This is a genomic window from Citrobacter sp. JUb117 (assembly GCF_024809055.1).
Lineage (GTDB): Bacteria > Pseudomonadota > Gammaproteobacteria > Enterobacterales > Enterobacteriaceae > Citrobacter > Citrobacter gillenii.
This window is the reverse complement of record NZ_JANUFB010000003.1, coordinates 432,934-456,392: the sequence shown is the minus strand read 5'-3', so window position 1 is coordinate 456,392 and position 23,459 is coordinate 432,934. Positions and strand designations below refer to the sequence as shown.

General features: G+C 52.7%; 18 protein-coding genes and 2 tRNA genes. 17 read left to right on the top strand and 3 right to left on the bottom strand.

The features are described from left to right. The first annotated feature begins 80 nt into the window (after nucleotides 1-80). The 3 genes from ftsH to glmM all read left to right on the top strand — a co-directional run bounded on the left by ftsH (nucleotide 81) and on the right by glmM (nucleotide 4,475). Nucleotides 81-2,012, top strand: a complete 1,932-nt coding sequence (ftsH, locus tag M2374_RS09525) for an ATP-dependent zinc metalloprotease FtsH (protein ID WP_115257388.1) — start codon at nucleotides 81-83, stop codon at nucleotides 2,010-2,012. 284 nt (nucleotides 2,013-2,296) lie between these two features. Continuing rightward, entirely contained in the window at nucleotides 2,297-3,145 is an 849-nt protein-coding gene (gene folP / locus M2374_RS09520) for a dihydropteroate synthase (RefSeq protein WP_181688707.1), read from the top strand. After that, the gene (gene glmM, locus M2374_RS09515) at nucleotides 3,138-4,475 is read left to right on the top strand and encodes a phosphoglucosamine mutase (RefSeq protein ID WP_115257390.1); all 1,338 of its coding nucleotides are present in this window, start codon (nucleotides 3,138-3,140) and stop codon (nucleotides 4,473-4,475) included. Before folP ends, glmM begins: the two co-directional genes overlap by 8 nt. Nucleotides 4,476-4,517: 42 nt before the next feature. Here the strand turns inward: glmM and dcuC are convergent, their stop codons facing one another. Both dcuC and iadA read right to left on the bottom strand, forming a co-directional pair. After that, the gene (dcuC, locus tag M2374_RS09510) at nucleotides 4,518-5,984 is read right to left on the bottom strand and encodes a C4-dicarboxylate transporter DcuC (protein WP_181688708.1); all 1,467 of its coding nucleotides are present in this window, start codon (nucleotides 5,982-5,984) and stop codon (nucleotides 4,518-4,520) included. Between the two features lie 10 nt (nucleotides 5,985-5,994). Then, nucleotides 5,995-7,128: a beta-aspartyl-peptidase gene (gene iadA, locus M2374_RS09505; RefSeq protein WP_115257392.1), complete on the bottom strand. Its 1,134-nt coding sequence runs from the start codon at nucleotides 7,126-7,128 to the stop codon at nucleotides 5,995-5,997. A 151-nt stretch (nucleotides 7,129-7,279) separates the two neighbouring features. Between iadA and M2374_RS09500 the strand changes: the two genes are divergently transcribed. From M2374_RS09500 to M2374_RS09490, 3 genes are all read left to right on the top strand, one after another. Further along, nucleotides 7,280-8,173 (top strand): LysR family transcriptional regulator, encoded by an 894-nt coding sequence (locus tag M2374_RS09500; RefSeq protein ID WP_115257393.1) that lies wholly within the window; start codon nucleotides 7,280-7,282, stop codon nucleotides 8,171-8,173. Nucleotides 8,174-8,342: 169 nt separating this feature from the next. Then, nucleotides 8,343-8,675, top strand: coding sequence for a preprotein translocase subunit SecG (gene secG, locus M2374_RS09495; RefSeq protein ID WP_003025000.1), 333 nt, complete (start codon nucleotides 8,343-8,345; stop codon nucleotides 8,673-8,675). 13 nt (nucleotides 8,676-8,688) lie between these two features. Then, nucleotides 8,689-8,775 (top strand) — tRNA-Leu (locus M2374_RS09490). 235 nt (nucleotides 8,776-9,010) lie between these two features. Here the strand turns inward: M2374_RS09490 and argG are convergent. Beyond that, nucleotides 9,011-10,354, bottom strand: coding sequence for an argininosuccinate synthase (argG, locus tag M2374_RS09485; protein ID WP_115257395.1), 1,344 nt, complete (start codon nucleotides 10,352-10,354; stop codon nucleotides 9,011-9,013). A 345-nt stretch (nucleotides 10,355-10,699) separates the two neighbouring features. Between argG and M2374_RS09480 the strand changes: the two genes are divergently transcribed. The 11 genes from M2374_RS09480 to M2374_RS09430 all read left to right on the top strand — a co-directional run bounded on the left by M2374_RS09480 (nucleotide 10,700) and on the right by M2374_RS09430 (nucleotide 23,219). Then, nucleotides 10,700-10,776 (top strand) — tRNA-Met (locus M2374_RS09480). A gap of 208 nt (nucleotides 10,777-10,984) precedes the next feature. Then, nucleotides 10,985-11,437: a ribosome maturation factor RimP gene (gene rimP / locus M2374_RS09475; protein ID WP_135911333.1), complete on the top strand. Its 453-nt coding sequence runs from the start codon at nucleotides 10,985-10,987 to the stop codon at nucleotides 11,435-11,437. 28 nt (nucleotides 11,438-11,465) lie between these two features. Beyond that, nucleotides 11,466-12,953 (top strand): transcription termination factor NusA, encoded by a 1,488-nt coding sequence (gene nusA / locus M2374_RS09470; RefSeq protein WP_096755531.1) that lies wholly within the window; start codon nucleotides 11,466-11,468, stop codon nucleotides 12,951-12,953. A gap of 24 nt (nucleotides 12,954-12,977) precedes the next feature. Further along, nucleotides 12,978-15,674: a translation initiation factor IF-2 gene (gene infB / locus M2374_RS09465; protein ID WP_096755532.1), complete on the top strand. Its 2,697-nt coding sequence runs from the start codon at nucleotides 12,978-12,980 to the stop codon at nucleotides 15,672-15,674. A gap of 150 nt (nucleotides 15,675-15,824) precedes the next feature. Beyond that, on the top strand, nucleotides 15,825-16,229 hold the full coding sequence (gene rbfA, locus M2374_RS09460; RefSeq protein WP_115257397.1) for a 30S ribosome-binding factor RbfA: 405 nt from the start codon (nucleotides 15,825-15,827) through the stop codon (nucleotides 16,227-16,229). After that, nucleotides 16,229-17,173, top strand: coding sequence for a tRNA pseudouridine(55) synthase TruB (gene truB, locus M2374_RS09455; RefSeq protein WP_181688709.1), 945 nt, complete (start codon nucleotides 16,229-16,231; stop codon nucleotides 17,171-17,173). The genes rbfA and truB overlap by 1 nt, the downstream gene beginning before the upstream one ends. Nucleotides 17,174-17,446: 273 nt before the next feature. Then, the gene (rpsO, locus tag M2374_RS09450) at nucleotides 17,447-17,716 is read left to right on the top strand and encodes a 30S ribosomal protein S15 (RefSeq protein ID WP_096755535.1); all 270 of its coding nucleotides are present in this window, start codon (nucleotides 17,447-17,449) and stop codon (nucleotides 17,714-17,716) included. Between the two features lie 248 nt (nucleotides 17,717-17,964). Beyond that, nucleotides 17,965-20,097 (top strand): polyribonucleotide nucleotidyltransferase, encoded by a 2,133-nt coding sequence (pnp, locus tag M2374_RS09445; protein WP_096755536.1) that lies wholly within the window; start codon nucleotides 17,965-17,967, stop codon nucleotides 20,095-20,097. A gap of 108 nt (nucleotides 20,098-20,205) precedes the next feature. Then, nucleotides 20,206-21,090 (top strand): lipoprotein NlpI, encoded by an 885-nt coding sequence (gene nlpI, locus M2374_RS09440; RefSeq protein ID WP_096755537.1) that lies wholly within the window; start codon nucleotides 20,206-20,208, stop codon nucleotides 21,088-21,090. A gap of 106 nt (nucleotides 21,091-21,196) precedes the next feature. Further along, entirely contained in the window at nucleotides 21,197-21,277 is an 81-nt protein-coding gene (gene yrbN, locus M2374_RS09435; protein WP_010723222.1) for a protein YrbN, read from the top strand. Continuing rightward, nucleotides 21,270-23,219: a DEAD/DEAH family ATP-dependent RNA helicase gene (locus M2374_RS09430; RefSeq protein ID WP_181688710.1), complete on the top strand. Its 1,950-nt coding sequence runs from the start codon at nucleotides 21,270-21,272 to the stop codon at nucleotides 23,217-23,219. Before yrbN ends, M2374_RS09430 begins: the two co-directional genes overlap by 8 nt. Nucleotides 23,220-23,459 lie beyond the last annotated feature (240 nt).

The following is a 23,459-nucleotide window of genomic DNA, read 5'->3' as shown; positions in this document are numbered from 1 at the left end:
AGTTTGAAAGACGCTGGATATAGAGTATCCTGACGCTGTTTTTAACACAGTTGTAATAAGAGGTTAATCCCTTGAGTGACATGGCGAAAAACCTAATACTCTGGCTGGTCATTGCCGTTGTGCTGATGTCAGTATTCCAGAGCTTTGGGCCCAGCGAGTCTAATGGCCGTAAGGTGGATTACTCTACCTTCCTGCAAGAGGTCAATCAGGACCAGGTTCGTGAAGCGCGTATCAACGGACGTGAGATTAACGTTACCAAGAAAGACAGTAACCGTTACACGACCTACATCCCGGTTAACGATCCGAAGCTGCTTGATAACCTGCTGACCAAAAACGTCAAGGTTGTTGGCGAGCCGCCTGAAGAGCCGAGCCTGCTGGCTTCTATCTTCATTTCCTGGTTCCCAATGCTGCTGCTGATTGGTGTCTGGATCTTCTTCATGCGTCAAATGCAGGGCGGGGGTGGCAAAGGCGCCATGTCGTTCGGTAAGAGTAAAGCGCGCATGCTGACGGAAGATCAGATCAAAACCACTTTTGCCGACGTTGCAGGTTGTGACGAAGCGAAAGAAGAGGTGGCTGAGCTGGTTGAGTACCTGCGCGAACCGAGCCGTTTCCAGAAGCTGGGCGGTAAGATCCCGAAAGGCGTCCTGATGGTCGGCCCTCCGGGTACCGGTAAAACCCTGTTGGCAAAAGCCATCGCGGGTGAAGCGAAGGTTCCATTCTTCACAATTTCCGGTTCTGACTTCGTAGAAATGTTCGTTGGTGTGGGCGCATCTCGTGTGCGTGACATGTTCGAACAGGCCAAGAAAGCAGCACCGTGCATCATCTTTATCGATGAAATCGACGCCGTCGGCCGCCAACGTGGCGCGGGTCTGGGCGGTGGTCACGATGAACGTGAGCAGACGCTGAACCAGATGCTGGTTGAGATGGATGGCTTCGAAGGTAACGAAGGTATCATCGTTATCGCGGCAACTAACCGTCCGGACGTTCTTGACCCTGCGCTGTTGCGTCCAGGTCGCTTTGACCGTCAGGTGGTTGTAGGTCTGCCGGACGTTCGTGGTCGTGAGCAGATTCTGAAAGTGCATATGCGTCGCGTACCGCTGTCTCCGGACATCGATGCGGCAATTATTGCCCGCGGTACGCCTGGTTTCTCCGGTGCAGATCTTGCGAACCTGGTGAACGAAGCAGCGTTGTTCGCTGCCCGTGGTAACAAGCGCGTTGTATCGATGGTTGAGTTCGAGAAAGCGAAAGACAAGATCATGATGGGTGCGGAACGTCGCTCCATGGTGATGACGGAAGCGCAGAAAGAATCTACCGCGTACCACGAAGCAGGCCACGCGATTATCGGTCGCCTGGTACCGGAACACGATCCGGTGCACAAAGTAACGATTATTCCACGCGGTCGTGCGTTGGGTGTGACCTTCTTCCTGCCGGAAGGCGATGCAATCAGCGCTAGCCGTCAGAAACTGGAAAGTCAGATCTCTACGCTGTACGGCGGTCGTTTGGCTGAAGAGATTATCTACGGTGCTGAACATGTTTCTACCGGCGCGTCGAACGACATTAAAGTCGCGACTAACCTGGCACGTAATATGGTGACGCAGTGGGGCTTCTCTGAAAAGCTGGGTCCGTTGCTGTACGCGGAAGAAGAAGGCGAAGTGTTCCTCGGTCGTTCTGTTGCTAAAGCAAAACATATGTCCGATGAAACCGCGCGCATTATCGATCAGGAAGTTAAATTGCTGATTGAACGTAACTACGAGCGTGCTCGTCGTCTTCTGAACGATAACCTGGACATTCTGCACTCGATGAAAGATGCGCTCATGAAATATGAGACCATCGATGCACCGCAGATTGACGATCTGATGGCTCGCCGCGATGTGCGTCCGCCAGCAGGTTGGGAAGAGTCAGGTACGTCTAACAACTCTGGCAATAATGGCACCCCAAGTGCGCCGCGTCCGGTTGATGAACCGACCTCGCCGAATCCGGGTAACATGTCAGAGCAGTTAGGTGACAAATAAGTTATCGTTGCTGATGACCGTGCTTTAATTGAAAACCCTGGGGCTTGCTCCGGGGTTTTTTTATTTATCAACTTATACCCAATGAATTTCGAGTTGCATCAAGGCGGCGACGCAGGGAATCCCCAGGAGCGTACATCAGTACGTGACTGGGGTGAGCGAGGACAAACCGGCTATGCCGGTTTGAACAGCGCTTGCGCTGGCCCCGAAGGGGTGAGGCCGAAGGCCGAATAAAGCTAACGCAGATGCAGCTTGAAAGACGATGGGTATATACCAGGGATAACACTATGAAACTCTTTGCTCAGGGTTCTTCGCTGGATCTCAGCCATCCCCACGTCATGGGGATTTTAAACGTCACGCCGGACTCTTTTTCCGATGGCGGCGCGCACAACACCTTGGTTGAGGCGGTGAAACACGCCAATCTGATGATTAACGCCGGGGCGACTATCATTGATGTGGGTGGCGAATCCACGCGGCCGGGGGCGGCAGACGTCAGCGTAGAAGAAGAACTGGAACGGGTGATCCCGGTCGTTGAGGCCATTGCCCAACGCTTTGAGGTGTGGATCTCGGTGGATACCTCAAAACCGGAGGTGATTCGTGAATGTGCCCGAGTCGGTGCGCATATCATTAATGATATTCGCTCCCTGACAGAACCAGGCGCACTGGAAGCTGCGGCGGAAACTGGATTACCCGTGTGTCTGATGCATATGCAGGGGCAGCCGAAGACCATGCAGGAAGCGCCAAAGTACGAAGATGTTTTTGCTGAGGTAAATCGCTACTTTGTTGAGCAAATAGCACGTTGTGAAAGGGCTGGGATCGCAAAAGATAAATTGTTGCTCGACCCGGGATTCGGTTTCGGTAAAAATCTTACCCACAACTACACATTACTGGCACGCCTGGCGGAGCTTCATCATTTTAATCTGCCGCTGCTGGTCGGGATGTCACGAAAATCAATGATTGGTCAGTTACTGAACGTGGGGCCATCTGAACGTTTGAGCGGAAGCCTGGCATGTGCGGTGATTGCTGCCATGCAGGGCGCGCAGATTATTCGTGTCCATGACGTCAAAGAAACCGTAGAAGCGATGCGTGTGGTGGAAGCCACATTGTCTGCAAAGGAAAAAAAACGCTATGAGTAATCGTAAATATTTTGGCACTGACGGTATCCGCGGTCGCGTTGGCGATACCCCAATTACGCCTGATTTTGTGCTTAAACTGGGCTGGGCGGCAGGAAAAGTGCTGGCACGTCATGGTTCACGTAAAATTATTATCGGTAAAGATACGCGTATTTCTGGCTATATGCTGGAGTCAGCGCTGGAGGCTGGTTTGGCCGCAGCGGGCCTGTCTGCTTCATTCACCGGGCCAATGCCAACCCCCGCGGTTGCGTATCTGACGCGCGCTTTCCGCGCCGAAGCAGGGATTGTCATCTCTGCCTCGCACAACCCGTTTTATGATAACGGAATTAAGTTCTTCTCCATCGACGGGACCAAATTGCCTGACTCCGTTGAAGAAGCTATCGAAGCCGAGATGGAAAAGCCGCTCACTTGTGTGGACTCTGCTGAACTGGGGAAAGCCAGCCGTATTGTCGATGCTGCGGGCCGCTATATCGAATTTTGCAAAGGTACGTTCCCGAACGAGCTGAGCCTGAACGAGCTAAAAATCGTGGTGGATTGTGCGAACGGCGCGACGTATCACATTGCGCCAAATGTACTCCGTGAACTGGGCGCAAATGTCATTGCGATTGGCTGTGAGCCGGATGGCGTCAACATCAATGAAGAAGTGGGTGCGACCGACGTTCGTGCGCTGCAGGCGCGCGTGATTGCAGAAAAAGCCGATCTGGGTATTGCGCTGGATGGTGATGGCGACCGCGTGATCATGGTGGACCACGAAGGTAATAAGGTCGATGGCGATCAGATCATGTATATCATTGCCCGTGAAGCGTTACGTCAGGGGCAACTGCGTGGTGGTGCTGTCGGTACGCTGATGAGCAACATGGGTCTCGAGCTGGCGCTGAAGCAGCTGGGTATTCCCTTTGCTCGGGCGAAAGTGGGTGACCGCTACGTGCTGGAAAAAATGCAGGAAAAAGGCTGGCGCATCGGGGCTGAAAACTCAGGGCACGTGATCCTGCTGGATAAAACCACCACCGGTGACGGTATTGTGGCGGGTCTGCAGGTGCTGGCAGCAATGGTACGTAACCATATGAGTTTGCACGACCTGTGCAGCGGTATGAAAATGTTCCCACAACTGCTGGTTAACGTTCGCTTTACCGCCGGTAGCGGCGATCCGCTGGAACATGAAACCGTGAAAGCGGTGATGGCGGACGTTGAAGCGGCGTTGGGTAACCGAGGTCGTGTTCTGCTGCGTAAATCAGGTACTGAGCCGTTAATCCGTGTGATGGTTGAAGGCGAAGATGAAGCGCAGGTTACTGAGTTCGCGCACCGTATTGCAGATGCGGTGAAAGCCGTATAAGCCCTGAAGTTTGAGAGCCGGAGTCCGAGACTCCGGCTTTTTTTATCCTACTGAAAGTGCCTGTTTGCGTCGATGCTGCCAGAAGTAGCCCCCGGCCATCATCAGCACAAGAGCAGCCAGCCACGGCAGGACCGCCAGCAAATGCCCTGAACGGGCAAATGTCAGGGCAATCATCAGCAACCACCCTCCCAGCATTGGAATTGCGGTACGTTTAACAATATCCACTGGTGATACGCCTGCGATCCCGGCAATGGCAATGATCACACCAGCAATCGGCGATAACGTCCGGCCAATACCCGCCGAAATCTGAATAGGTAGCATCATCACGGCGATGTCGCTGCCGATATGGCGGCTGATATCCGGCACCATGGGGGCGAAGGAGAAGAACGCGGCATTCCCCGACCCCATCAACGCAGAAATCGCAAAGGTGATCAGCGTCATCAGCAGGATTATCGAGGCGGCACTGAGACCAAATTCACCGGAGAGTGAGAGCAGCGCGTCGACTGCACCAATGGCTTTTAGCCCGGCTGAAAAAACTTCACCCGCGATAATCAACGTTACGACGGTGGCAAACACGCTGCCCATGCTGTCGAAAACTTTTTGCACGCCAGCCATCACTTCACGAGCCTTGCGATGACGCCAATACTCGCAAATCAGCGTAATGGCCAGGCTAATCAGAACGGCGGTATCCAGCGTAATTTTGAGCGAGCTAAACAGTAAATCACTGCACAGTAGCATCAATACCAACGGTAGCATCGGCAGAAACAGCCAGGCGATCGGGGCGTGGGTTTCTTCTGTGGCGTTCAACGTTTGCATCTGCTGGGCTACATCGCCGCCGCTTTCCCGGCGATCGAAAAAGCGTTGGACGACAATATGGAGCAGGGCGATGAAAAGAATGACCGGCACGACGATGGGAAGCTGATCGTGAACAAAATAGTTCACCACCTCGATACCCGCTGTTTTGGCGGCAAGAACCGAGTTACCGGAACCGGGGCCGAATTCAACCGCACAGGTACTGGCGATAACGGCGGCGACGGCGGCACGGCTGCAGCCAAGGCGGGTGAGCAGCGGATAAAGCGTTGCCATCAACAACAAACCCAACCCCGTAGCGCTACTGATAAACAGCGACAAAAATTGCCCCAGCAGCAACGCCAGCCCCAGTAGGAGATATGGCGAGTTCAGACGCTGTAATGGACGCGAAGTCACCCGAACCAGCACCTGACTGGCACCAATGGCTGACATATAGGTGGCAAAGCCGCCAATCAGCATAATTTGCAGACCAAGGCCACCCAGGCGCACGCTCAGGGTATCGCGGATAAACTCAAACGCATCAAAGGGGCCAAACCCGGTGCTTTTCTTCACCAGGCTACTGAGCGTGGTCATTCCGCTAAAATGGGCGATGAGTAGTAATACAATCCCGGTGAGCAGCAGCACGGACTGGGGATGGTACTTTTTCAGGATCAGCCGTCCGGCAAAGACAATGGCGACTAGCGCCAGCAATAAAGACATTCTTTCATCCTCACTCAAAGTTGCCGTTGACCAAACACTCTCCATCGCGCAGTAACAGCCTACCCGCGGCGAACAGATGCGCCAGCGACAGGTCATCATTGAGGACGCAAATATCGGCGCGTTCTCCGGCACAAAGCTTGCCGCCGGAAATTCCCAGCGAGCATGCAACGTTTGCCGTCATCATGGCCACGGCCTGTGCGATCGGAATGCCCGCATCAATCAGGCGAGGGAGCAGTGCAAGGTTACCGCCTACCGGCGCGGCCGTGAGTCCTTCAACCATACCCTGAGCATTAAAGCGCGGCACGCTGCCATTGCCATCTGAGCTGATGGTGATGCGATCGGCTGGAACCTGAGCCTCCAGCGCGTGGAGAATGGCCTGTTCCTGGGGCATAAAACGGCTACCGCCAGACGTCACGTCAATATGGCCGCCGCGATGGGCGAAAGCGATCGCCTGGTTGAACAGGGCTTCGGTTCTGGCCACGTGAGTCGGTGAAATATGGTGGATCGGAATACCGGCATCACAAAGCGCAGTAAGTTGCGACATGCCTTCCGGCAGGTTGCCCAGGTGCACATGCAGCAGCCCTTTTTTCCCCGCCAGCAGTGAGGCCACGCGGATATCGCTGACGATTCTCAGCAGCTCCTGGAAAGAGGGATATGAACCCCGATGATCGGCGAGGGCGATTTTAACGCCGAGAATGGCCGGGATAAAGGTTATGTCATCGCGAATGGATTGCGTAATCGTCGGGCTGGGTACCGCGTAAGCCCCAGTGTGCATAAACGCGCGCACGCCCTCTAGATTCAGTGACTGCATTTTGGCGTACAGATCTTTGGGAGAGCGAGAAATGGCATCGGTGCCCAGCACGCCGACGACTGTCGTAATGCCAGCTTGAAGCAGATCGCGCAGTTTTACGGCAGGCGTTCGGCTGGCAAATCCTGCTTCACCACCGCCGCCGGTCAGATGGACATGCTGGTCGATAATCCCCGGAATTACCCATTTACCCCGGCAATCGATGACCTCGTTGACGCCATCGAAACGTGAAATATCGTTGCCTACCGCCACAATACGATCGGCATATATGAGCAGAGAGCAGAGGCCTAAATCCTCCGGGGAAAAGACACGGGCATTAGTCAGTAAAGTAAACATATTAGTCCTGTCAAACGTCAAGGGGAGGGAGACTCGGCAGGTGAAACAGAATATTGTTGTTATGCGGTCCACACTAAAGCCATTACTATAACTGTGACTATTTCCGATTTGTTATCGGAGGATACGGATATGGAATGGTGGAGAATGCGACGTGGATAGTAAGTGGTTAGATGATTTCCTGGCTTTAAGTCAGCATGGGAATTACTCCCAGGCCGCCATACAGCGGCATATTACTCAGCCTGCGCTAAGTCGGCGTATTAAAGCGCTGGAAGAGACGTTAGGCGTCCCGCTATTTGATCGTACCACGACACCCGTTACGTTAACCCGTTATGGTGAACGGTTTGAACCCTATGCCCGGCATGTCCTCAGTATGCTGACGGAGGCGCGTCATGAGCTGGCCGCCATGATGCCGGCAACGGAAAATACGCTGGTGATGGTCAGTCTTCACACACTGTCGGTGAATATCCTGCCTGACATGATCAATTACCTGCGCCAAAGCGAACCGCAATTAAGTTTTACGGTAAACGCCAGCATCCAGGGAATTGATAATCACTTTAACGCGCTGATAAACCGGCAAATTGATTTTCTGGTGACCTACGATTTGCCGTCTTCGCAGCCGGGGCTGGAGATTGTCGGGGGGCTAAAACGCTCATTGTGGCGATATGAGCGGTTCATCCCTGTGATTTCAGCCCAACTGGCGGACAAGCTTGATTCTCCAGATGCTCCGATTCCCTGGCTTTGCTACAGCGACTATACCTTTGTCAGACGCATTATCGATCCGCTAGAGCAACATGTTCACCCACGACTGAAAAAGGTCTTTGAGAGTGGGTTAAGCGAAACAATCCGGGAAATGGTGCTGCGCCATATGGGAATGGCATGGTTGCCCGAGTCGATGGTGGCTGAAGAATTAGTGAATAATGAAATTATCCACTGTTGGCCAGATAATTCAGATCTGATAGGTGAAATCCCGGTCGTTGTTTGGGCAAACCTTGACGATCAGCGACCCGTGATGCAGCGATGCTGGGATAAATTGCTGCGTTTTTGATTGATGTGGCGATTTTTTCTTCAGTTGATACAATACACTTAAATTGCCCTTGCGAAGGTTATTCGCATTGGTTAGTATTCACACCCGCTTCAGTGGGAAACAGTTAAACATTCCCGCTTTAATGGTCGAAGCATTGGTACGCGGCAACTCCGCAAGGAACAGGTTGATTATGCACGAAGCTCTTTTAGTAGTTTTCCTTATTGTAGCAATTGGCCTGGTAGGCTTGATCATGCTGCAGCAAGGCAAAGGCGCTGATATGGGAGCCTCTTTTGGCGCAGGCGCTTCTGGTACACTGTTTGGTTCAAGTGGTTCTGGTAACTTCATGACCCGAATGACAGCCGTATTGGGAACCTTGTTCTTCATTATCAGTCTGGTGCTGGGTAACATGAACAGCAATAAGACCAATAAAGGAAGTGAGTGGGAAAATCTGAGTGCACCGGCGAAAACCGAGCAAACTCAGCCAGCTGCTCCGGCTCAGCCGACCAGCGATATCCCGCGCTAATAGTAGTATCTGTGCTGAGGTGGTGGAATTGGTAGACACGCTACCTTGAGGTGGTAGTGCCCTAACGGGCTTGTGGGTTCGAGTCCCATCCTCAGTACCAATATTCCGAAAGAAAGACGCTGAAAAGCGTCTTTTTTTTCGTCTGTATGTTGTGATCCGTAGGTGTGCGTAGTAGCACGTAGGCCTGATAAGCGATAGCGCCATCAGGCATGTCCTGCAAATTGTCGGATGGCGGCTACACGCCTTATCCGACCTACGCACACCTACGCGCTTCACGCTTTAAATTCCGCGCATAAAAAAGCCGCTTGCGCGGCTTTTGTCATTTCTGTTGGCGATTACTTCGCTTTGTTTTCCAGATTCTCTACCTGCGGCAGACCGGTGGCGGAAGAGGCGGTCAGCAGGCCTGACTGGGCGTAGCCGAACAGCTTCTCACGGGTATCGGTAATATCCAGGTTACGCATAGTCAACTGACCGATACGATCGTCCGGTGAGAAGACGGAATCCCCTTTCTCCATGGTCAGACGTTCTGGCTTGTAGGTCAGGTTGTCAGAGACGGTATTCATAATGGAATAGTCGTTACCGCGACGCAGCTCCAGCGTAACTTCGCCGGTGATTTGGCTCGCAACCCAACGTTGCAGACCGTCACGCAGCATTAGCGCCTGGGAGTCAAACCAGCGACCCTGGTACAGCAGACGACCCAGTTGGCGGCCGTGAGCGTGATACTGCTCAATGGTATCTTCATTGTGAATACCGGTCAGCAGACGCTCGTAAGCGATATGCAGCAGCGCCATCCCCGGGGCTTCGTAAATACCACGGCTTTTCGCCTCGATAATACGGTTTTCAATTTGATCGCTCATGCCCAGACCATGACGGCCGCCAATGCGGTTGGCTTCCATCATCATCTCAACATCGTCGCTGAAGGTTTTGCCGTTCAGCGCAACTGGATGTCCCTGCTCAAAACGTACGGTTACTTCTTCCGCCGGGATCTTCACGCTTTCATCCCAGAACTTGACGCCCATAATCGGGTTAACGATCTTCAGGCTGGAGTTAAGGAATTCCAGATCTTTCGCTTCGTGCGTAGCGCCGAGCATGTTGGAGTCAGTGGAATACGCTTTTTCGACAGACATTTTGTAGTCGAAACCGCAGGCGATCATAAATTCAGACATCTCATGGCGACCGCCGAGTTCGTCAATGAAGTCAGTGTCCAGCCATGGTTTGTAAATCTGCAGTTCGGCATTGGTCAGCAGACCGTAACGATAGAAACGCTCAATATCGTTGCCTTTATAGGTACTGCCGTCACCCCAGATATTCACACCGTCATCTTTCATGGCGGCCACCAACATGGTGCCGGTCACCGCGCGGCCTAGTGGCGTGGTGTTGAAATAGGTCAGACCGCCGGTGGTATTATGGAATGCACCACATTGAATCGCTGCGATCCCTTCGGCAACCAGTTGCTTGCGGCAATCAACCAGGCGAGCGTTCTCAGCACCATATTCCATTGCACGGCGAGGGATGGCGTCATAGTCATCCTCATCCGGTTGTCCCAAATTCGCAGTATATGCATATGGGACAGCCCCTTTTTGTCGCATCCACAGCAGTGCAGCACTGGTGTCCAGGCCGCCAGAAAAAGCGATACCAATACGTTGACCTACCGGGAGATGCTTGAGAATCGTCGTCATAAAATAAAACCCTGCTTGATAGACTGGTGAAGAGGTTGGTTTTTTATGCTAAGTGCATTTTTATGCAAAATAAATGAGTTTTCATTTAATCACCTTTTAACGGTGACAGGAAGAGTTTAGTGATAATTTCGTTAAATAACGGCGTTGAAGGCAGATTTATCTTTGTTGCACTTTGCTAAATTTGCGCAGGCTGGCATTCATTCATTTGCATAGTAGTAACAAGGTTGACATAAGGGATAGAAAATCAATATACTGTGCGCAGATTTTACGTCCCGTCCTCGGTACCAAATCCCAGCAGTATTTGCATTTTTTACCCAAAGCGAGTAAAATTTGCCACGTTTCAGGCGCGGGGTGGAGCAGCCTGGTAGCTCGTCGGGCTCATAACCCGAAGGTCGTCGGTTCAAATCCGGCCCCCGCAACCACTTTCCCTTAGAGTTCTTTTTCAAATATACTGTGAAGACTTAGGCCTTCGTAGCTGGATTTGAAAAAAAATTCTTTCGGAAGGTTCTCCGAACCGCAGGTGCGGTTATAGGGTTCAGTTATCTAAAGCCCCGATTTATCGGGGTTTTTTGTTATCTGATTACAGAATAACTGGGCTTTAGGCCCTTTTTTTATGTCTTGGGGGTGGGCTTGTCCACATTAGAGCAAAAATTAACAGAGATGATTAAAGCACCAGTTGAAGCCTTGGGCTACGAGCTGGTCGGCATCGAATTTATTCGTGGTCGCACATCCACACTGCGCATCTATATTGATAGTGAAGATGGCATCAATGTTGATGATTGTGCTGATGTGAGCCACCAGGTTAGCGCCGTGATGGACGTTGAAGATCCGATCACCGTTGCTTATAACCTGGAAGTCTCCTCACCGGGTCTCGACCGTCCTATGTTCACGGCTGAACACTACGTGCGTTTCCTGGGTGAAGAAGTCACGCTGGTTCTTCGTATGGCGGTGCAAAATCGCCGTAAATGGCAGGGCGTTATCAAAGCGGTGGATGGTGAGATGATCACTGTCACAGTCGACGGTAAAGATGAAGTGTTCGCGCTGAGTAATATCCAGAAGGCGAACCTGGTTCCCCACTTTTAACAGTCTGGATTGAGGTGAAAAGCCCGCGATGAACAAAGAAATTTTGGCTGTTGTTGAAGCCGTATCCAATGAAAAATCGCTGCCACGCGAGAAAATTTTTGAAGCGCTGGAAAGTGCGCTGGCTACAGCAACAAAGAAAAAATACGAACAAGAGATCGACGTTCGCGTAGAAATCGATCGTAAAAGCGGTGATTTCGATACCTTCCGCCGTTGGGTAATTGTGGAAGAAGTCACTCAGCCAACCAAAGAAATTACTCTGGAAGCCGCACGTTACGAAGACGAGAGTCTGAACGTGGGTGAATACGTTGAAGACCAGATTGAATCAGTCACCTTTGACCGTATCACCACCCAGACGGCGAAACAGGTTATCGTACAGAAAGTACGTGAAGCTGAACGTGCGATGGTTGTTGATCAATTCCGCGAGCACGAAGGTGAGATCGTCACCGGTGTGGTGAAGAAAGTTAACCGTGACAACATTGCGCTGGACCTCGGCAGCAATGCTGAAGCCGTGATCCTGCGTGAAGACATGCTGCCGCGTGAAAACTTCCGCCCGGGTGACCGTATCCGTGGTGTTCTGTACTCCGTTCGCCCGGAAGCACGTGGCGCGCAACTGTTTGTGACGCGTTCCAAACCGGAAATGCTGATTGAACTGTTCCGCATTGAAGTGCCAGAAATTGGCGAAGAAGTGATTGAAATTAAAGCGGCGGCTCGCGATCCGGGTTCTCGTGCGAAAATCGCGGTGAAAACCAACGATAAGCGTATCGATCCGGTGGGTGCTTGCGTAGGTATGCGCGGTGCACGCGTTCAGGCGGTTTCTACCGAACTGGGCGGCGAACGTATCGATATCGTCCTGTGGGATGATAACCCGGCACAGTTCGTGATCAACGCAATGGCGCCTGCAGACGTCGCGTCTATCGTGGTGGATGAAGATAAACACACCATGGATATCGCGGTTGAAGCCGGTAACCTGGCTCAGGCGATTGGACGTAATGGTCAGAACGTCCGCCTGGCTTCACAATTGAGCGGTTGGGAACTCAACGTAATGACCGTTGATGACCTGCAGGCTAAGCATCAGGCTGAAGCGCATGCTGCTATTGATACCTTCACCAAATATCTCGATATCGATGAAGATTTCGCGACGGTTCTGGTAGAAGAAGGTTTTGCTACGCTGGAAGAGCTGGCTTACGTGCCAATGAAAGAGCTTCTGGCAATCGACGGCCTGGATGAAGCAACCGTTGAAGCGCTGCGCGAGCGTGCTAAAAACGCACTGACCACTCTGGCACTGGCCCAGGAAGAAAGCCTCGGTGATAACAAACCGGCTGACGATCTGCTGAATCTGGAAGGATTAGATCGTGATATGGCCTTCAAACTGGCTGCCCGTGGTGTTTGTACGCTGGAAGATCTCGCTGAACAGGGCATTGATGATCTGGCTGATATCGAAGGGTTGACCGACGAAAAAGCCGGTGAGCTGATTATGGCTGCCCGTAATATTTGCTGGTTCGGCGACGAAGCGTAATAAACTGTAGCAGGAAGGAACAGTATGACAGATGTAACCGTAAAAACGCTGGCTGCAGAGATACAGACCTCCGTGGATCGCCTGGTACAGCAATTTGCTGATGCAGGTATCCCGAAGTCTGCTGACGACTCTGTGTCCGCACAAGAGAAACAAACCTTACTGGCGCACCTGAACCGTGAGAACGGCTCTGCACCAGATAAGTTGACATTGCAGCGTAAAACGCGCAGTACTCTCAATATTCCTGGTACCGGTGGAAAAAGTAAATCGGTACAAATCGAAGTCCGCAAGACACGCACCTTTGTGAAACGCGATCCGCAAGAGGCAGAACGCCTTGCCGCGGAAGAGCAGGCGCAGCGTGAAGCGGAAGAGCAAGCCCGTCGTGAGGCAGAAGAAACTGCTAAACGCGAGGCGCAACAAAAAGCCGAACGTGAGGCCGCAGAACAAGCTAAACGTGAAGCCGCTGATAAAGCGAAACGTGAAGCTGCGGAAAAAGACAAAGTGAGCAATCAACAGACCGACGATATGACTAAAACCGCCCAGGCCGAAAAAGCCCGCCGTGAAAATGAAGCCGCAGAACTGAAGCGTAAAGCGGAAGAAGAAGCGCGTCGCAAGCTTGAAGAAGAAGCTCGCCGTGTGGCTGAAGAAGCCCGTCGTATGGCGGAAGAAAATGCCGGTGTTTGGGCAGAGCAAGAGAAAGCAAAAGGTGAAGAGGATAAGACCGATTATCACGTCACCACTTCTCAGCATGCTCGCCAGGCAGAAGACGAAAACGATCGCGAAGTAGAAGGCGGCCGTGGCCGTACGCGTACTGCGACGAAAGCTGCTCGTCCTCAGAAGAAAGGCAATAAGCACGCTGAATCTAAAGCCGATCGCGAAGAAGCACGTGCTGCTGGTCGCGGTGGTAAAGGTGGCAAGCGTAAAGGTTCTTCCCTGCAGCAAGGCTTCCAGAAGCCAGCTCAGGCCGTTAACCGTGACGTTGTGATTGGCGAAACCATCACCGTTGGCGACTTAGCGAACAAGATGGCGGTTAAAGGTTCTCAGGTCATCAAAGCGATGATGAAGCTGGGTGCGATGGCCACCATCAACCAGGTCATCGATCAGGAAACCGCACAGTTGGTTGCTGAAGAGATGGGCCACAAAGTTATCCTGCGTCGTGAAAACGAGCTGGAAGAAGCGGTAATGAGCGACCGTGACACTGGCGCAGCGGCTGAACCGCGTGCACCGGTTGTGACCATCATGGGTCACGTTGACCACGGTAAAACCTCTCTGCTGGACTACATTCGTTCAACGAAAGTCGCCTCTGGCGAAGCAGGCGGCATTACCCAGCACATTGGTGCATACCACGTTGAAACTGACAACGGTATGATCACCTTCCTGGATACCCCGGGGCACGCCGCGTTTACCTCTATGCGTGCTCGTGGTGCACAGGCAACAGATATCGTTGTTCTGGTTGTTGCAGCAGATGATGGCGTGATGCCTCAGACCATTGAAGCTATCCAGCATGCGAAAGCAGCGCAGGTGCCGATGGTTGTTGCAGTCAACAAAATCGATAAGCCAGAAGCCGATATGGATCGCGTTAAGAACGAACTGTCTCAGTACGGCGTTATGCCGGAAGAGTGGGGCGGCGAATCTCAGTTCATCCCTGTTTCTGCGAAAGCAGGTACCGGTATTGATGACCTTTTGAACGCTATCCTGCTGCAGGCTGAAGTTCTGGAGCTGAAAGCGATTCGTAAAGGTATGGCAAGCGGTGCGGTAATCGAATCCTTCCTGGACAAAGGTCGTGGCCCAGTTGCTACCGTCCTGGTTCGTGAAGGTACCCTGAATAAGGGCGATATCGTACTGTGTGGCTTCGAGTATGGCCGCGTTCGTGCAATGCGTAACGAACTGGGTCAGGAAGTCCTGGAAGCAGGTCCGTCTATTCCAGTTGAAATCCTGGGTCTGTCCGGCGTTCCGGCTGCGGGTGACGAAGTTACCGTCGTACGTGACGAGAAAAAAGCGCGTGAAGTTGCACTGTATCGTCAGGGCAAATTCCGTGAAGTTAAACTGGCTCGCCAGCAGAAATCTAAACTCGAGAACATGTTCGCCAACATGACCGAAGGCGAAGTTCACGAAGTGAACGTTGTCCTGAAAGCTGACGTTCAGGGTTCTGTCGAAGCGATCTCCGACTCCTTGCTGAAACTGTCTACCGACGAAGTGAAAGTGAAGATCATCGGTTCCGGCGTAGGTGGTATCACCGAAACCGACGCCACGCTGGCTGCGGCATCCAACGCGATTCTGGTTGGCTTCAACGTTCGTGCTGATGCCTCTGCACGTAAAGTGATTGAATCTGAAAGCCTGGATCTGCGTTACTACTCCGTCATCTATCACCTGATCGACGAAGTGAAAGCTGCGATGAGCGGCATGCTGTCTCCGGAACTGAAACAGCAGATCATCGGTCTGGCTGAAGTACGTGACGTGTTCAAATCACCGAAATTTGGCGCCATCGCAGGTTGTATGGTTACCGAAGGTACGATTAAACGTCACAACCCAATCCGCGTTCTGCGTGACAACGTGGTTATCTATGAAGGCGAGCTGGAATCCCTGCGCCGCTTCAAAGATGACGTTAACGAAGTCCGTAACGGCATGGAATGTGGTATCGGCGTTAAGAACTACAACGACGTTCGCGTTGGCGATATGATCGAAGTGTTCGAAATCATCGAGATCAAACGTACCATCGCATAATTTTCGTCGTCTTTTGGGCTGCCGCTGTGTTGGCAGCTCAAGGCATAGAAGCTTATTTGAGGTAGGCCGGGTAAGCGAAGCGCCACCCGGCAATGAAATTTAAAAAGGGGCTTATGGCCCCTTTTTTGTCTTTATTCTGGAGAATTTATTATGGCGAAAGAATTTGGTCGCCCGCAGCGCGTGGCCCAGGAGATGCAAAAAGAGATCGCACTCATCCTGCAACGCGAAATCAAAGATCCGCGCGTCGGCGTGATGACTACCGTGTCCGGCGTTGAGATGTCTCGTGACCTGGCGTATGCCAAAGTGTTCGTGACGTTCCTGAATGACAAGGACGAAGCTGCCGTGAAGAACGGTATTAAAGCCTTGCAGGAAGCCTCAGGTTTCATCCGCTCTCTGCTGGGTAAAGCCATGCGCCTGCGTATCGTGCCGGAACTGACTTTCTTCTACGACAACTCGTTGGTCGAAGGGATGCGCATGTCTAACCTGGTGACCAGCGTGGTGAAGCATGACGATGAACGTCGTGTGAATCCTGCGGACGACAGCAAGGAGGACTAATGAGTCGTCCTCGTCGTCGTGGTCGCGACATTCATGGCGTCCTGTTGCTGGATAAGCCGCAAGGCATGTCCAGCAATGACGTGCTGCAAAAAGTAAAACGCCTCTACAATGCCAACCGTGCCGGTCATACCGGTGCGCTGGATCCGCTGGCGACAGGCATGCTGCCTATCTGCCTGGGAGAGGCGACCAAGTTTTCGCAGTACCTGCTGGACTCTGACAAACGCTATCGCGTGGTGGCCCGCCTGGGACAGCGTACTGATACCTCTGATGCCGATGGGCAAATTGTGCAGGAGCGTCCGGTGACGTTTACCCCGGAACAGCTTGCCAGCGCGCTGGAGACGTTTCGCGGTGACATCCAACAGATTCCGTCGATGTACTCAGCGCTGAAGTATCAGGGTAAAAAGCTGTACGAGTACGCGCGTCAGGGTATTGAGGTCCCGCGTGAATCCAGACCGATTACCGTGTACGAACTGCTGTTTATTCGCCACGAAGGTAATGAACTGGAGCTGGAAGTCCATTGCTCCAAAGGCACGTACATTCGCACGATTGTTGACGATCTGGGCGAGACGCTCGGATGCGGCGCGCACGTGACGTATCTGCGTCGTCTGACGGTCAGCAAGTATCCGGTAGACCGCATGGTCACGCTGGAACATCTGCACAGCCTGGTTGAACAGGCTGAACAGCAGAACATTCCGGCGGCAGAATTACTTGATCCGCTGCTGATGCCAATGGACAGTCCGGCATCGGACTACCCCATTGTTAATCTGCCTTTAACATCATCGGTTTACTTTAAAAATGGTAATCCGGTACGTACGTCGGGCGTGCCGCTGGAAGGGCTGGTTCGCGTGACGGAAGGCGATGATGGCAAATTTATCGGCATGGGGGAGATCGACGATGAAGGTCGTGTCGCCCCTCGTCGACTGGTGGTTGAGTATCCTGCATAGCGCTCTCTGTCTTGCGATAAGCAGGCGCTGCGAGTAGAATACCGCCGCTTAACGTCGCGTAAATTATTTAACAGTTCGCGCGGCGTGTACACAAAATCATTCGAGCTGCATCAAGGCGGCAAGTCTGAGGATCCTCAGGAGCTTACTGAAGTAAGTGACTGAGGTGAGCGGACGCAGCCAACGCAGAGGCAGTTTGAAGGATGAAGTGTATACACTGGGATCGCTGAATTAGAGATCGGCGTCCTTACATTCTTAACACTTTGGAGTTTTAAAATGTCTCTAAGTACTGAAGCTACAGCTAAAATTGTTTCTGAGTTTGGTCGTGATGCAAACGACACCGGTTCTACCGATGTTCAGGTTGCTCTGTTAACTGCACAGATTAACCACCTGCAGGGTCACTTCTCTGAACACAAAAAAGATCACCACAGCCGTCGTGGTCTGCTGCGTATGGTTTCTCAGCGTCGTAAACTGCTCGACTACCTGAAGCGTAAAGATGTTGCACGTTACACTGCGCTGATCGAGCGTCTGGGTCTGCGTCGCTAAGTCTTTCGAGTTTCAGAAAGAGGGGGCCTTCATGGCCCCTTTTTTCCAGCAGATGGCAGCAATTCGCTGGAAACTAATGTATTGTTGCTATGAATGATCTTCCGTCGCAGAGGTTCGCGCGGCTAATGAGAGGCTTTACCCAATACGCGTGGGTTAGGGTTGTCATTAGTCGCGAGGATGCGCAGAAGGTCGGGTATTAACGATGGCGTGTATAAATACGCCGTTAAAAAAAGAGAAAGGATATTATTTTGCTTAATCCGATCGTTCGTAAATTCCAGTACGGCCAACATACCGTAACGCTGGAAACCGGCATGATGGCTCGTCAGGCTACTGCTGCTGTTATGGTTAGCATGGATGACACCGCGGTATTTGTGACCGTTGTTGGTCAGAAAAAGACCAAGCCAGGCCAGGATTTCTTCCCGCTGACCGTTAACTATCAGGAGCGTACCTACGCTGCTGGCCGTATCCCGGGTAGCTTCTTCCGTCGTGAAGGCCGTCCGAGTGAAGGCGAAACCCTGATCGCGCGTCTGATTGACCGCCCGGTTCGTCCGCTGTTCCCGGAAGGTTTCATCAACGAAGTTCAGGTTATTGCGACCGTTGTCTCCGTTAACCCGCAGGTTAACCCAGATATCGTGGCAATGATCGGCGCATCCGCTGCGCTGTCCCTGTCTGGTCTGCCGTTCAACGGCCCGATCGGTTCTGCTCGTGTTGGTTATATCAATGACCAGTATGTACTGAACCCGACTCAAGACGAACTGAAAGAAAGCAAGCTGGACCTGGTTGTTGCCGGTACTGAAGCTGCCGTACTGATGGTTGAATCCGAAGCTGAACTGCTGAGCGAAGACCAGATGCTGGGCGCTGTCGTATTCGGTCACGAACAGCAGCAGATTGTTATCAAAGAAATCAACGAGCTGGTTAAAGTCGCTGGCAAACCGCGTTGGGACTGGCAGCCAGAAGCTGTCAACGAAGCGCTGAATGCACGCGTTGCCGCGCTGGCAGAAACGCGTTTGAGCGATGCTTACCGTATCACCGACAAACAAGAGCGTTATGCTCAGGTTGACGTGATCAAATCTGAAACCATCGCTCAGCTGGTTGCAGAAGACGAAACCCTGGACGCTAACGAACTGGGTGAAATCCTGCACGCTATCGAGAAAAACGTCGTTCGTAGCCGCGTACTGGCAGGCGAGCCGCGCATCGATGGCCGCGAAAAAGACATGATCCGTGGTCTGGACGTGCGTACTGGCGTACTGCCGCGTACTCACGGTTCCGCACTGTTCACCCGTGGCGAAACTCAGGCGCTGGTTACTGCGACCCTGGGCACCACCCGTGATGCGCAGAACCTCGACGAACTGATGGGCGAGCGTACTGACAACTTCCTGTTCCACTACAACTTCCCTCCGTACTGCGTAGGCGAAACCGGTATGGTCGGTTCTCCGAAGCGTCGTGAGATTGGTCACGGCCGTCTGGCGAAACGCGGCGTGCTGGCAGTGATGCCGGAACTGGACAAATTCCCGTACACCGTACGTGTTGTGTCTGAAATCACCGAATCCAACGGTTCTTCTTCCATGGCTTCCGTGTGCGGTGCTTCTCTGGCACTGATGGACGCAGGCGTGCCGATCAAAGCCGCTGTTGCGGGTATCGCGATGGGTCTGGTGAAAGAAGGCGATAACTTTGTGGTTCTGTCTGACATTCTGGGTGACGAAGATCACCTGGGCGACATGGACTTTAAAGTGGCGGGTTCCCGCGATGGTATCTCTGCACTGCAGATGGATATCAAAATCGAAGGTATCACCAAAGAGATCATGCAGGTTGCTCTGAACCAGGCTAAAGGTGCGCGTCTGCACATCCTGGGCGTGATGGAACAGGCGATCAATGCGCCGCGCGGCGACATCTCTCAGTTCGCTCCGCGTATCCACACCATTAAGATCAGCCCGGACAAAATCAAAGACGTTATCGGTAAAGGCGGTTCTGTTATCCGTGCTCTGACCGAAGAAACCGGCACCACCATCGAAATCGAAGATGATGGTACTGTGAAGATCGCGGCGACCGACGGTGAAAAAGCGAAATATGCTATCCGTCGTATCGAAGAGATTACTGCAGAAATCGAAGTTGGCCGTATCTACAATGGTAAAGTGACCCGTATCGTTGACTTTGGCGCATTCGTTGCCATCGGTGGCGGTAAAGAAGGTCTGGTACACATCTCTCAGATCGCTGACAAGCGCGTAGAGAAAGTGACCGATTACCTGCAGATGGGTCAGGAAGTACCGGTTAAAGTTCTGGAAGTTGATCGCCAGGGCCGCGTACGTCTGAGCATTAAAGAAGCAACTGAGCAGTCTCAGCCAGCAGCTGCGCCGGAAGCACCGGCAAGCCTCGGCGAGTAAGGTTGCCATTGCCCTCCGCGTGAGCGGGGGGCCTTTAACCCGGCAGGAAGCCTTGTTAGCAACCGGGGAACAGGACGTTCATTCAATCGTTGTCTTCGGGAGTGGGAAATGAAGCCTTTTTTGCGCTGGTGTTTCGTTGCGACAGCACTCACGCTGGCTGGATGCAGTAATTCCGCCTGGCGTAAGAGTGAAGTCCTCGCAGTACCACTGCAACCGACTTTACAGCAGGAAGTGATTCTGGCACGTATGGAACAAATTCTTGCCAGTCGGGCTTTAACCGATGACGAACGCGCACAGCTTTTATATGAGCGCGGAGTGTTGTATGATAGTCTCGGTCTGAGGGCACTAGCGCGAAATGATTTTTCACAAGCGTTGGCAATCCGACCAGATATGCCTGAAGTATTCAATTACTTAGGTATATATTTAACGCAGGCAGGCAATTTTGATGCTGCCTATGAAGCGTTTGATTCTGTACTTGAGCTTGATCCAACTTACAACTACGCGCACTTAAATCGCGGTATCGCATTGTATTACGGCGGTCGCGACAAGTTAGCGCAAGATGATCTGCTAGCGTTTTATCAAGACGATCCCAATGATCCATTCCGCAGTCTGTGGCTGTATCTCGCCGAGCAGAAGCTCGATGAGAAGCAGGCTAAAGAAGCGTTAATACAGCGCTTCGAGAAATCGGATAAAGAGCAATGGGGATGGAACATTGTCGAGTTCTACCTGGGCAACATTAGCGAAGCAACGCTGATGGAGCGCCTGAAGGCGGACGCAACGGATAACACCTCGCTCGCTGAGCATCTCAGTGAAACCAACTTCTATTTAGGTAAGTACTACCTAAGTCTGGGGGATTTGGACAACGCTACGGCATTGTTCAAACTGGCGGTGGCTAACAACGTTCATAACTTTGTTGAGCACCGATACGCATTGTTGGAATTATCGCTCCTGGGCCAGGACCAAGATGACCTGGCAGAATCGGACCAGCAATAGCTGACGTACACATCAGCCCGTAATCTTTTTTGATTGCCATCACCTTCACCGGTGAGGGCGTTGTTGTTCGTTAATACACCTACTTTGAGCCGGTTCACACTTTTCAATGAAAATTGCAGATCAATTTCATGATGAGTTATGTAGACTGGCCGCCATTAATTTTGAGGCACACGTACTACATGGCTGAATTCGAAACCACTTTTGCAGATCTGGGCCTGAAGGCTCCTATCCTTGAAGCCCTTACCGATCTGGGTTACGAAAAACCATCTCCAATCCAGGCAGAGTGCATTCCGCATCTGCTGGGCGGTCGCGATGTTCTGGGTATGGCCCAGACCGGTAGCGGCAAAACTGCAGCGTTCTCCTTACCGCTGCTCAACAATCTTGATCCTGAGCTGAAGGCACCTCAGATTCTGGTGCTGGCACCGACCCGCGAACTGGCGGTTCAGGTTGCAGAAGCCATGACGGATTTCTCTAAACATATGCACGGCGTGAACGTGGTAGCCCTTTACGGCGGCCAGCGTTATGACGTGCAATTACGTGCCCTGCGTCAGGGCCCGCAGATCGTCGTCGGTACGCCGGGTCGTCTGCTGGATCACCTGAAGCGCGGTACCCTGAACCTCTCTAAACTGAGCGGTTTAGTGCTGGACGAAGCCGATGAAATGCTGCGTATGGGCTTCATCGAAGACGTTGAAACGATTATGGCGCAGATCCCGGAAGGTCATCAGACCGCTCTGTTCTCTGCAACCATGCCGGAAGCGATTCGCCGTATTACCCGCCGCTTTATGAAAGAGCCGCAGGAAGTACGCATTCAGTCCAGCGTCACCACGCGTCCTGACATCAGCCAGAGCTACTGGACTGTCTGGGGCATGCGTAAAAATGAAGCGCTGGTGCGTTTCCTGGAAGCAGAAGATTTTGATGCGGCGATTATCTTCGTTCGTACCAAAAATGCGACCCTGGAAGTGGCAGAAGCGCTGGAGCGTAGCGGCTATAGCAGCGCTGCACTGAACGGCGACATGAACCAGTCCCTGCGTGAGCAGACTTTGGAACGTCTGAAAGACGGCCGTCTGGATATTCTGATTGCAACCGACGTTGCGGCCCGTGGCCTGGACGTTGAGCGTATCAGCCTGGTTGTTAACTATGACATCCCGATGGACTCCGAGTCTTACGTTCACCGTATCGGCCGTACCGGTCGTGCGGGTCGTGCTGGCCGTGCGCTGCTGTTCGTTGAGAACCGTGAGCGTCGTCTGCTGCGTAATATCGAACGCACCATGAAGCTGACCATTCCGGAAGTTGAACTGCCGAACGCAGATCTGCTGGGCAAACGCCGTCTGGAAAAATTCGCCGCGAAAGTACAGCAGCAGCTGGAAAGCAGCGATCTGGATCAGTACCGTGCTCTGCTGGCGAAAATGCAGCCGGAAGAAGAGCTGGATATCGAAACGCTGGCCGCAGCACTGCTGAAAATGGCACAGGGTGAACGTCCGCTGATCGTGCCACCAGATGCACCGATGCGTCCTAAGCGCGAATTCCGCGACCGCGATGAACGTGCTCCACGTGGCGATCGTAATGATCGTAACGATCGTGGCCCGCGTGGTGACCGTCCGGAACGCGGTGGTGAAGACCGTCCGCGTCGTGAACGTCGTGACGTTGGCGATATGCAGCTGTACCGCATTGAAGTGGGTCGTGATGACGGTGTTGAAGTACGTCATATCGTTGGCGCTATCGCTAACGAAGGTGACATCAGCAGCCGTTACATCGGTAACATTAAGCTGTTCGGTACGCACTCCACCATCGAACTGCCGAAAGGTATGCCGGGCGACGTGCTGCAGCACTTTACCCGTACTCGCATCCTGAACAAGCCGATGAACATGCAGCTGGTTGGCGATGCAGTACCGCACACTGGTGGTGAGCGTCGTGGCGGCGGCGGTGGTCGTTTCAGCGGCGAACGTCGTGAAGGTGGTCGTGGCGAAAACCGTGGTAACAGCGCTGAGCGCCGTGAAGGTGGCCGTGGTGATGGTCGTCGTTTCAGCGGCGAACGTCGTGAAGGCAGCCGTGCTCCACGTCGTGACGATGCTTCCGCTCCGCGTCGTGATGACTCCGCAGGTCGTCGTCGTTTCGGCGGTGACGCATAAGCCTCTTGGCTTCATAGCTGTAAAGTAAAATATACAGCCCCGATCTTTACGGTCGGGGCTTTTTTTATTTCTTTTGTACTCGTGTACTGGTACAGTGCAGCGCATTGAACTGTATTAGCTAATTTTAACCCTAAATAATTCGAGTTGTAGGAAGGCGGCAAACGAGGACATTCCAAGAGCTTACTCAAGTAAGTGACTGGGATGGCGGAGTGCAGCCAACGCATCTACAGCTTGAAGTAT

Coding starts and splice junctions, on each gene's coding strand:
- rpsO (WP_096755535.1), top strand. CDS start 17,447: ATGTCTCTAAGTACTGAAGCTACAGCTAAAATTGTTTCTGAGTTTGGT.
- glmM (WP_115257390.1), top strand. CDS start 3,138: ATGAGTAATCGTAAATATTTTGGCACTGACGGTATCCGCGGTCGCGTT.
- folP (WP_181688707.1), top strand. CDS start 2,297: ATGAAACTCTTTGCTCAGGGTTCTTCGCTGGATCTCAGCCATCCCCAC.
- rbfA (WP_115257397.1), top strand. CDS start 15,825: ATGGCGAAAGAATTTGGTCGCCCGCAGCGCGTGGCCCAGGAGATGCAA.
- infB (WP_096755532.1), top strand. CDS start 12,978: ATGACAGATGTAACCGTAAAAACGCTGGCTGCAGAGATACAGACCTCC.
- secG (WP_003025000.1), top strand. CDS start 8,343: ATGCACGAAGCTCTTTTAGTAGTTTTCCTTATTGTAGCAATTGGCCTG.
- argG (WP_115257395.1), bottom strand. CDS start 10,354: ATGACGACGATTCTCAAGCATCTCCCGGTAGGTCAACGTATTGGTATC.
- M2374_RS09430 (WP_181688710.1), top strand. CDS start 21,270: ATGGCTGAATTCGAAACCACTTTTGCAGATCTGGGCCTGAAGGCTCCT.
- yrbN (WP_010723222.1), top strand. CDS start 21,197: ATGAAAATTGCAGATCAATTTCATGATGAGTTATGTAGACTGGCCGCC.
- ftsH (WP_115257388.1), top strand. CDS start 81: ATGGCGAAAAACCTAATACTCTGGCTGGTCATTGCCGTTGTGCTGATG.
- nusA (WP_096755531.1), top strand. CDS start 11,466: ATGAACAAAGAAATTTTGGCTGTTGTTGAAGCCGTATCCAATGAAAAA.
- iadA (WP_115257392.1), bottom strand. CDS start 7,128: ATGTTTACTTTACTGACTAATGCCCGTGTCTTTTCCCCGGAGGATTTA.
- dcuC (WP_181688708.1), bottom strand. CDS start 5,984: ATGTCTTTATTGCTGGCGCTAGTCGCCATTGTCTTTGCCGGACGGCTG.
- truB (WP_181688709.1), top strand. CDS start 16,229: ATGAGTCGTCCTCGTCGTCGTGGTCGCGACATTCATGGCGTCCTGTTG.
- nlpI (WP_096755537.1), top strand. CDS start 20,206: ATGAAGCCTTTTTTGCGCTGGTGTTTCGTTGCGACAGCACTCACGCTG.